The following is a 3,179-nucleotide window of genomic DNA, read 5'->3' as shown; positions in this document are numbered from 1 at the left end:
ATTTTAATGGGACGATGTTCTTTGATACCCACTTCCACATGGAAGCATGGTCAAAGATCTATCATGAACTGCACCCCGAGGACAAAAGCCCTCTTGCTTCGACGAAGATATGCGGCCCCTGCAATGACGTCATCCTGAAGAACATGGCCCCGTGGCTCACCCCTGCGGAGCGCCAGCAGTATTCAGAAAAGAAAGAGGCTCTGTACCGGGAGGCGTGCAGGAGCGATCCTGCCAGTTTACACCTCGTAGCAGGTGCTGAAGAGCTGCTGCAAGGCTTACAGAAGCGCGGCATCCCGTTCGCGCTGGCGAGTGCTTCCATAAAAGCGAATGTTGATTTCTACTTTGACGCGTTTCCGATCGGTCACTGGCTGAAACAACAGGATGTCGTATACGACGACGGAAGCTATGCCGACAAGGGCGAGATGCATCTGGAAGCGGCGCGGAGGCTGGGTGTTCCGTTCTCTGAGTGTTTGGTCATCGAGGACAGCGTCACCGCCATCGCTCTGGCAAAACGAAACGGCGCAGGCCGGATCGTGGGCATCGGAGAGACGGCAGACGGGTCTGAGCTGCTGGCACTGGGGGCAGACCACTACATCCACGACTTTACAGAATTTGATTACGGTTGGCTGGAAAACTGAGTTCACCCAATGAGTTTCCACTTCCACAGTTATAAAGCGGCTTCGAGCGATCGAAGCCGCTTTTGTTGTGCCCGGGAGACAGGACGCTTTGCACGGCGCAGGCCCCAAAAGTGGAAAACTGCACAGCGAGGTAAAATAAAATGCGAAGGACAGTTCCTTTGCAGAAACATCCTTCGCATCTTCGCAATATGTCCCAGACAGGAGTCGAACCTGCGGCCTTCCCCTTAGGAGGGGGACGCTCTATCCAACTGAGCTACTGAGACACACCACAAATATAATACCGCAAATGGAGCATAAAATCAAGTTGAACCGAAGAGAAAAAAGGTGTATCCTATAAGAAGAGGCTTCTGCGCTGGGGAACTTTGCGCGGAGGCGCAGAACGACTCGCCCCTCCGGCAGATGGCCGGAGGCGGCCCGGGAGGTTGCAATGGGAAAAACCAAAAAGAAAGAATGGACGCTCCGCCGCCCCAACAAGGGCTGGCTGGCGGGCAGCAGCGCGACGCAAACCATCTGCATCAGCTTCCTGCTGGTCATCGCGGTGGGGACGCTGCTGCTGACCCTGCCCATTTCCAGCAGGACGGGGCGGCTGGGGGTCATCGACGCGATGTTCACCGCCACCAGTGCCACCTGTGTGACAGGTCTGATCGTGCGGGATACATGGAGCCAGTTTTCGCTGTTTGGGCAGGTAGTCATCCTGATGCTCATTCAGGTGGGCGGCCTTGGCCTCGTCACCCTGACCAGCTTTTTTGCGCTGGCAGCCCGGCGGCGGATGGGCTTCCGCGACCTGCGGCTGCTGGGCGAGAGCGTCTCGGCAGATGGTCTGTCCAAGGCTACCGAGGTGCTGAAGATCGTCATCAAGCTGGCGGCGGCCTTCGAGGCCGTGGGCATCGTGCTGCTGCTCTTCGCCTTCGTGCCCCAGTTCGGCGCAGAGGGCGTGTGGGTCAGCGTGTTCACGGCCATTTCGGCCTTCTGCAATGCAGGTTTTGACCTCTTTGGGCGGTTTGGGGCCTATTCCTCGCTGGTGCCCTACGTCAACAACTACTATGTGCAGGCGGTCGTCATGTTTATGATCATGGCCGGAGGCTTGGGATTCATGGTCTGGGTGGAGCTGGCGGAGTACCGCAAAAAGCGGCGTCTCTCCCTCCACGCGAAGGTCGTGCTGCAGTTCTCGGCCATCTTCTGGGTGGGCGGTGCGGTGCTGCTGGCCCTGCTGGAGTGGTCGAATCCCAAGACGATGGGCGGCCTGTCCGTCCCGAGCAAGCTGATGGCGGCGCTGTTCCAGTCGGTGTCCACCCGTACCGCCGGTATGAATACCATCGACCTCGCAGCGTGCAGCCCTATCAGCAAGCTTCTGATGAGTGTGCTGCAGTTCATCGGTGCGGCCCCCGGCTCGACGGGCGGCGGCGTCAAGGTGACGACCTTTGCGGTGCTCATCCTGACCATCCGCAGTGTGGCACAGGGCCGCGACGACTGCGTCATCGGCGGACACCACATCGAGTCCAAAACGGTCTACCGCGCACTGACCATCATCGTCCTCGGCGCAGTGGCGGCGTTCGGCTCGGCTGTCGTGGTCTACTACAACACGGCTGAGACGGTGTCGGTCATCGACTGTATCTTCGAGTCCTGCTCGGCGTTCGGTACGGTGGGCCTGTCGGTGGGCGTCACAGGGCAGCTGAACACCGGCGCAAAGCTGCTGTATATGGCTTGTATGTTCATGGGCCGTGTCGGCCCGGTGTCGCTGGCCATCAGCCTGACGGCTAAGCCCGACGACAACAAGCGGAAGGTGCTTCCGGTGGGCCACATCAACGTGGGCTAAAAAGAAAGGCGTTCTGCCGTCTCTCGGGACAGGCAGAGCGCCTTTCTTTTGTTATAGGCTGTCCAGCTCGGTCTGAAGCTTTGCGAGGGAGTCCCGGATGGGCAGGTGCTGGGGACAGACGGCCTCGCATTTGCCGCAGCGGACACAGTGGCTGGCCTTTTCGGCGTCGGGGAAGTGGGCCGTCCACTGCTGACGGATGGCGTCCTTCTGGCCGAACATCCCCAGTTTGTTCCAGATGCTGAAATTGTCCGGGATGTCCACCCCCATCGGGCAGGGCATACAGTAGCGGCAGCCGGTGCAGCCGACCCTGATGTGGCTGCGCAGGATGTCGGCAGTCTGGCGGATGGCGGCGTTTTCGGCGTCGGTCACGGGCCGGAACTGTCCGAAGGTGGAGAGGTTGTCGCCCAGCTGCTCCTCTGCACTCATGCCGGAGAGGACGACCTTCACATTTTTATGGCTGGCCACCCAGCGCAGCGCCCACGAGGCGGCGCTGGCGGCGGGGTCCAGTGCGCGCAGCGGCGCAGCGGCATCCGGCGGGAGCTGGGCCAGCGTGCCGCCCTTGATGGGTTCCATGATGATAAGGGGGACATTCCGCTCTTCGGTGAGGGCGTAGCCCCGGTCGCCTGCGATCTCTTCAGCCCGGTCGTCGGTGTCAAGATAGTTGTATTGCAGCTGGCAGAAGTCCCACGGCTGGTCCCGCAGGATGTGCTCGAAGCCTGCTGCGT

Annotated in this window: 3 protein-coding genes and 1 tRNA gene; 2 read left to right on the top strand and 2 right to left on the bottom strand. The window is 60.3% G+C overall.

Annotated features, from left to right (window positions below; translation table 11 throughout):
• Positions 1-638 (top strand): HAD family hydrolase (locus ACT8X9_RS13195; protein ID WP_444269300.1); only part of this gene is annotated, 638 nt, incomplete at its 5' end.
• A 189-nt stretch (positions 639-827) separates the two neighbouring features.
• Here ACT8X9_RS13195 and ACT8X9_RS13190 read toward each other — a convergent pair.
• A tRNA-Arg gene (locus tag ACT8X9_RS13190) sits at positions 828-901 on the bottom strand.
• A gap of 164 nt (positions 902-1,065) precedes the next feature.
• On the opposite strand from ACT8X9_RS13190, the gene ACT8X9_RS13185 reads away from it, so the two are divergent.
• Entirely contained in the window at positions 1,066-2,454 is a 1,389-nt protein-coding gene (locus tag ACT8X9_RS13185; RefSeq protein WP_444269299.1) for a TrkH family potassium uptake protein, read from the top strand.
• A 51-nt stretch (positions 2,455-2,505) separates the two neighbouring features.
• On the opposite strand, the gene ACT8X9_RS13180 is transcribed toward ACT8X9_RS13185, so the two are convergent.
• On the bottom strand, positions 2,506-3,179 hold a 674-nt coding region (locus ACT8X9_RS13180; RefSeq protein WP_444269298.1), incomplete at its 5' end, for an aldo/keto reductase.

It is taken from the genome of Faecalibacterium sp., from assembly GCF_052358865.1.
Taxonomy (GTDB): Bacteria; Bacillota; Clostridia; order Oscillospirales; family Ruminococcaceae; genus Faecalibacterium; species Faecalibacterium butyricigenerans.
Note: the sequence above shows the minus strand (reverse complement) of the source record. Positions and strands in the feature narration are given on the sequence as shown.